Annotated in this window: 4 protein-coding genes and 1 pseudogene; all 5 read right to left on the bottom strand. The window is 69.8% G+C overall.

Annotated elements, in window-relative coordinates; all coding sequences use genetic code 11:
• Nucleotides 1–3: 3 nt before the first annotated feature.
• Complete coding sequence (istB, locus tag GTR02_RS18510) at nucleotides 4–828, bottom strand: IS21-like element helper ATPase IstB (RefSeq protein ID WP_205709586.1); 825 nt, start codon at nucleotides 826–828, stop codon at nucleotides 4–6.
• A gap of 26 nt (nucleotides 829–854) precedes the next feature.
• Nucleotides 855–2,306 (bottom strand): IS21 family transposase, encoded by a 1,452-nt coding sequence (gene istA, locus GTR02_RS18505; RefSeq protein WP_420814747.1) that lies wholly within the window; start codon nucleotides 2,304–2,306, stop codon nucleotides 855–857.
• Nucleotides 2,307–2,400: 94 nt separating this feature from the next.
• Nucleotides 2,401–2,715, bottom strand: a pseudogene (locus GTR02_RS18500) (transposase); the annotation flags it as partial.
• Nucleotides 2,678–2,929 carry a sigma factor gene (locus tag GTR02_RS24685; protein ID WP_166608957.1) on the bottom strand — a complete coding sequence of 84 codons (252 nt, stop codon included), beginning with the start codon at nucleotides 2,927–2,929 and terminating at the stop codon, nucleotides 2,678–2,680. The gene GTR02_RS24685 and the pseudogene GTR02_RS18500, both read right to left, overlap by 38 nt.
• A gap of 269 nt (nucleotides 2,930–3,198) precedes the next feature.
• Complete coding sequence (locus GTR02_RS18490) at nucleotides 3,199–5,472, bottom strand: cell wall-binding repeat-containing protein (protein WP_166608956.1); 2,274 nt, start codon at nucleotides 5,470–5,472, stop codon at nucleotides 3,199–3,201.
• Between the last annotated feature and the right edge of the window lie 1,060 nt (nucleotides 5,473–6,532).

Here is a 6,532-nt window from a genome sequence, read left to right as displayed (position 1 = left end):
GGGTCAGGTCGTCGCGGTGGTGCGGGTGCCGGCGGTGGGGTCGCGGGCGAGGAGGTCTCGTCGCGCTCGGGTGCGGTAGGACTCTCCGCCGAGGGTGATGACCTCGGCGTGGTGCACGAGTCGGTCGATGAGCGCGGCGGCGACGACGTCGTCGCCGAAGACTTCGCCCCAGCGCGCGAAGGGCATGTTGGACGTGATGAGCATGGAGCCTTGTTCGTAGCGGGCGGCGACGAGTTGGAAGAAGAGGTTCGCGGCGGGGGAGTCGAAGGGGATGTAGCCGACCTCGTCGACGATGAGTAGACGGTAGCGGCCCAGCCGTTTCAGCTCTGCGGGTAGGCGCCCGTCGTGGTGGGCGGCGGTTAGGCGGGTGATCCAGCCGGTGGCGGTGTCGAAGGCGACGGGGTGCCCGGCTTGGGCGGCTTTGTAGCCCAACGCGATGGCGAGGTGGGTCTTCCCGACGCCTGGTGGGCCGAGGAGGATGACGTTGCCGGCGGTCGCGGCGAACGCGGCGGTGGCCAGGTGGGCCAGGACGTCGCGGCGCAGGCCGGGTTGGTGGTCGAGGTTGAAGTCCTCGAGGGTCTTGACCTGCGGGAAGTGCGCGCCCGCGATTCGCAGCTGGGTGCCGTTGGCTTCGCGGTCGGCGACCTGGCGGGCCAGGACCGCGGCGAGGTACTCCTCGTGGGTCCAGCCCCGCTCGCGGGCGATGTCGGCGAGCTCAGCCCAGACCGCGCCGATCGTGGGGGCCTTGAACGCTCGAGCGAGGTAGGCCAGATGCGCGGCCAACTCGCCGGTGGTCCGGCCCGGGACGTGGGCGGCGTCGGCGGGCAGGTCAGCCCCGCGGGTGACGATCGGGCTCACCGGGTCACTTCCACATCGTGCTGGCGGAGTTCTCGGTCATCGCGTTCTTCGTCTTTGGGTTCTTGGTCATCGGGTTCCTCGTCATCGTGTCGGTCATCGCCGTTCTGCTTCTGCGATGCGGTCGGTTCCACGAGTTCGGTGGTGGCGAGTTCAGTGCGCTCGAGGGTGGGGAAGTCGACGCCGTAGAGGGCGTCGTAGTCGCCGAGCGCGCGCAGCGCGACGTGGTGACCGTCGTTGTGCTGACGTCCGGTGAGTCGCTGCGCCTCGGCGCGGTCGCGGGCGGCTCGCTGGTCGGCGTGACTGCGTCGCAACGCCTTCGCTGTCTGAACGTGGGCGGGGTCGGTGATAGTGACCCGGTTCGCCCAGCACCGGGAGTGGCGGGCGACCTCGACACTTCGGCCGGCGCTGTGGGCGGCGGGGCAGGTCACGACGACCTCGTGCAGACCGGCGTGAACATCGACGAACCGACCGATCACGGCCGGGTCCACGGAGTAGTCGTTGCCCGTGACGCGCACGTAGTAGTCACGAGCCAAGCGGACGCGGTGGGCGATCCCGACGACCGGCGCGATCGGTGGAAGCACCAACCCCGCGCCCATGTCAGCTTCGACGCGTTCGTCGGGACGGGTTCCGGTCGAGCGCACGAGCCGGGAGTTCGCGTGCGGCAACCACTCACCGAGCTGGGCGTTAAAGTCCCCAGGACTGGCGAAGGTGCGCCCAGGCAGGAACGAGGTCTCCAGGAACCCGTTCGTGCGTTCCACGACACCCTTGGACTCCGGATCACGGGGCGGGGTCAGCCGGATCCGGACACCGAGGGTCCCCGCGAACGCCGCGGCCGGCGCCGAGACCCGCCGGCCCTTGCCGATCGCGGACTCCAGATCCCACACCAACGTCTTCGTGACCGCCCCGCGTGCGGCGATGATCGCCCACATCCCGGCCAGCAGGTCCCCGGCCTGCCGGGTCGGGACAGCGACCGCGGACAGGTACCTGGAGTGCGTCATCGTCATCGTCAACACCGGCAACGCCCGCGCCCCGACCGCGACCTGCCCATGTCCCAGCGGCACCGGGGACGCGGGGAACCATAGATCGCACTGGGTCGCCTCGCCCGGCTCGTGGACGAGACGGTCAGCGGGGTCCACCCCGGCGTACTCCGGGCGGATCACCCGCACCCGGTCCTTCAGGATTGTCAACGAGTGCGTCCAGCCCAGCCGTTGCGCGAGGACCGTCGCCGGCATCCGCGGATGATCCTTCAGCAGCTTGCGCAACTCAAGCTCGATCGCATCGACCAGCGATCCCGCGCCGGCCCGCTCGTAGCGCCGCGGCGCCGCAGCGGCCAACGCCCGCCGGACCGTGTTGCGCGCGACGCCCAGCCGCCGCGCGATCTCCTTGATCGGGACCTGCTCGGCTCGGTGCAGACGACGGATCTCGGCCCAGTCCTCCATGGTGATCACCCTCCTCAGGGTCAAGGGGGTCAAGATTCACCCGTCGACTGGGGGTCAGTTTTCACCCGTCGTTGACAGCTCTGGTCGATGAAGTCGACGATCAGCGATGTGGGCGGTCGAGCTCCGCCGCGAGGAAGGCCGACGCCCGCCGCACAATCTCATTCGCCCGACGAAGCTCTCGCACTTCACGCTCGAGCTCGGCCAACCGCACGGCGTCATCGGTGGTGAAGCCGGGCCGGTCGCCGGCATCGACTTCGGCTTGCGTGACCCAGCCCCGCAGCGTCTCAGGGTTGATCCCGAGCTGGCCACCGATCCGCTTCAGCGCGCCGGTCTTGTTCGCCGGATCTCGGCGGGCATCGACGGCCATCCTGATCGCCCGCTCACGCAGCTCGTCGGGATACTTCCTCGGTGCAGCCATGGAGAGCACTCAGCAGGGCTTGACGGGCGTAGGCGTAGGGGATCTTGCCTCGGGCGGCCGGCCAGGCCAGGTAGGTCCTGGTCAAGGCAAGCTGGAGGAGGTCCTCAGCTGCCCACCGGTCACCGGTCAGGAAATGCGCAGCACGCAGCAGCGTGTCCCCGTGTTGGGCGACGAAGGCAGTGAACTCCTCGTCGCGCCGGCCCAGTAGCCCCATGTCCCCTTCAACGAGATCAGCGTCTTGAAAGGTTGACAGAGCATCAGCCCCAACGGGCAAGCTCGCCCGACCGATCCTCCTGGACCTACCGCTCATGCCGCGATACGCGTGACATCGCGGTCATGCCACCAATCCGCACCTGAGAGTGGCGTGGCGGCGGCCACGCAGAGCGCTTGCAGCCCTCGCACCGGGGAACAGCGACGACGCCCAGGCCTGTCTGGCCCGGGCGCCGTCGTGGTGCGGTTGGTCGTGACGTGGTCACGCACGGCTCAGGGAGGCGGTAGCAAGCCGATCAACTGGTTCTCCGTGGTGCTGGCAATGGCCTCGGGCCCGCCGAACACCCAGGAGGCGTCGAGGTCCTCGTTGTTCTCGATGACGGCCTCGGTGTCGGAGTTCAGGTTGTCCGGTCGAGTGAGCAGCAGCGGTCCGCCGACGATGCCCATCGCTGCGGCGCCGACGAGGGCGTCGGGCCAGTCGGTGCCGGAGGCGATCCCGACGGTCGTGGTGCCGGCCGCGAAGCGGGTAGCGATACGTGCCGCGGTGTCGTACCGGTCGCGACCGACCACGGACGTGCGCGCGGCAGGGTAGGCCCTGGCGGCGGGGCCACCGACCGTGGTTGTACGGCCGCCCGTGGGGTCCTTCGCCTGCAGGTATGCGCTGGTCGCGGGGGGCAGAGTGCCGTCCGCGGTGAGCAGGACCACGCCACCGGTGCTGCCGGCGAGAGCCGCCACCGCAAGACCGTCCGGGTAGTTCGAGCCCGACGCGAGGTAGATGGGCGCGTCGGGTTCCCCGGTGTGAGCGGTGACGACATCGGCGATGGCGGCCGCGGTCTCGTAGCGGTCCCTACCGCCGACACGGGCGATGCTGTAGCTGGAGTTCAGCTCCGCGAGGGCGTCGCGAACCTGCTGGCTCAGCGCACCGGTCTGGCCGAGGACGTACACCTTGCCGCCGGGGGTGACGAGACGACGGATCTCCTGAGCGACGTCGGCGTCCAGAGCGGCGGTACCGGTGAGCAGCAGTGGTCCCTGGATCGCAGAGGACAGCCGGCCACCGGCGATGGAGTCCGCGTAGGTCGCCGACGTCGCGATCACGGCCGCGGTCGCCCGTCCGTCGGCGGGGAAGAGAGCCTTGGACACGGCGACTGCAGTCTCGTTCCGGTCCCCACCCGCCAGGCGTGTGACTCCCGGCTCGACGGGGACGCTCAAGGTCTCCCACCGCGTGGTCACGGCGTTGGAACCGGCCCCCGCGCCAGAAGCATTGAGGGCGGCCACCGTGAAGGTGTACGTCTGCCCTGCTGTCAGGCCACCGACGACGATCGGACTGCGTGGGCCCTGAACGGTGCGCGGTGCGATCAGGTCCCCCCCGGTGACAGTGAGCCGGTAGCTGGTGATCGCGGAGGCCCCGGTGACGCTCGGCGGTGTGAACGACACCGTCGCAGCCGTACCGGCCCCCACTGCGGTCGTGATCGACGGGGCCCCTGCTCGCGGATCCACGGGCGGGGTCACAGGACCGCCGCCGCCCCCAGCGGTCGTCGGTGTGGCTGTACCCACCGCCGAGGCGGTCCTCGACGACGCGACGCCGTAGGAGGCGACGACCGCGACGGAGTACGCCACACCAGCAGTGCCGGGGATGCTGCACGTGGTGGAGGTGGACGTGCATGTGGCACCACCCGGTGAGGCGGTGGCGGTGTAGCCGGTGACGTCGGCCGACGTGGACGGAAGGGTCCAGCTGACGGTCAGGGCACCTGGGGCGCCGACAGCGGTCACCGAGGCCGGGGCGGGGTAGCCGATGACGTGCAGACCCGAACGTGGCGGGTTCGCGAAGATCTCTGTGTCGGAGACGTACAGCTGGTGGTCGGGCCCGACGGAGACGTGAGCCGGGAAGTAGAGTGAGGTGGAGGTCGCCACAGCGTCGTAGGTCGGCCACGTGTTACCGTTCCCGTTGCCCGCCAGCACGCTCAAAGCGCCGGCGGGGGTGATGCGGTCGACCTGACCGGCGTAGGACTCCGCGACGTAGAGGTTGTCCTGTTCGTCCACCGACAGGCCTGCGGGACCGTTCAGGAGGGAGCCGGTCGCGGGGCCGGCGGCCGCTGCTCCCTGCTGCGTGGAGGTTCCAGCGACGATGCGGAGCGCGCCCCCGCTCACCTCGACGATCGTGTAGTCGTTGGGGTTGGAGATGAAGACGTCGCCGGTGGAGGTCACGGCGATCCCGTAGGGGAAGTCGAGCGGTGAGCTGGTGGCAGCCGTCGGCGACGACCCGGGGGTGGGCGAGCCGCTGGTCCCGGTCCCCGCGATGACGGTGAGGACCTGGTTCCCGTCGATCCGGTACGCCTGGTGAGCGGCGCTGTCGGCCACGTAGAGGGTGCCCGAGGAGTCGACCGCCAGAGACGTGGGACGCCCCAGATCCCTCGTCGTGGCCGGCCCACTGGTGATGGGGCCGCTGTTGACGGTGCCGGTCCCGGCGTGAGGGGTGAGCACCCCGCCGCTGACCTTGAAGATCATGTGCAGACCCGTGTCGGCGATGAACAGGTCGCTGCCGTGCACCGCGATCCCCGAGGGGCAGCTCAGGTCCACGTCGGTGGCCGGGCCCGGCGTCGGGGCACCAGACCCGACCTGGCCCACTCGGCCTGCGACGATCGAGAGCTGTCCCGCGGGGGTGATCCTTTCAACGACGCGGGCTGCGCAGTCAGCGATGTAGAGGTTCCCACTCGTGTCGAAGGCGGTCTGCAGCGGGGTGTTCAGGCTCGAGAGAGCCGACGGACCTGAGGTGGGGTTGCCTTGCGCACCCGTGGTCGGGTACTGGGTGATCATCGGGGGGGCGGGCCAGGAGACCGCTTGAGCGGAAGGCCCGACGACCAGGGAGCCCCCGACCACCACGACCGCGAGGGCGCTCACCGGCACGCGGGGACGGCGAGACGACCGCCCTGCGCTGGACCGGGGTCGCCCGGCGAGTCCTGCCGCGGGTGCACTCCTGCGTCGGGACCAGGGGCCAGGTGCGGGGGTCATGCGCCCTCCAGAGGTCGTGAGCTGCCCGAGGCGCCGCCTGCCGACTCGGCAGCCCGACACCTGATCACTTTCGGTGGCCAAGATGTAACTGAGCGTACACCCGAACGGTTCTGTTCGCTTCGGATGAGCGGACTCAGCAGCGTCGGAGAGCGTGGGTACTACCGGCGGCGGGGTCTACTCCGCTTGCTGACGTCGCGTCGTGAGAAGCGGTCGCCGACCCCAGAGGACGACGTGACTGACGTTGGGCATCCGGCCAACATGAGGAGCCATCAAACCCGGGCCTTGACATACCTTCGGTCAGCACCCCCGCTGGTGCTCAGCGCAAAGTTAGATCCGCAGGAGGAGACGGGCCACGGGCGTGAGGGCACCAGCAAGGCAACGTCGATATCATCGGGAGGCTGGCCAAGGCCCATCGGCCACCCGCCTATCACCCACGGTCGACGGTGTCACGCGAGCCATGGGCCCATTGCTGATGGAGTCCCGTGGAGTGGTGTAACTCGTGCGCGTGAAGCGCTGCGGGTTCGGACTATGCCGTGAGCGCCGTGGTCGTGTCGAGGGTCGTGGTCGTGTCGCCGTCCGCGCGGAGCGCGGGGGTGGG

Origin of the sequence: Kineococcus siccus (assembly GCF_009906795.1) — a bacterium.
GTDB lineage: Bacteria > Actinomycetota > Actinomycetes > Actinomycetales > Kineococcaceae > Kineococcus > Kineococcus siccus.
Note: the sequence above shows the minus strand (reverse complement) of the source record. Positions and strands in the feature narration are given on the sequence as shown.

What these genes read in the sequence shown, in the direction of transcription:
- GTR02_RS24685 (WP_166608957.1), bottom strand. Translation starts at nt 2,929, where the DNA reads ATGGGGCTACTGGGCCGGCGCGACGAGGAGTTCACTGCCTTCGTCGCC.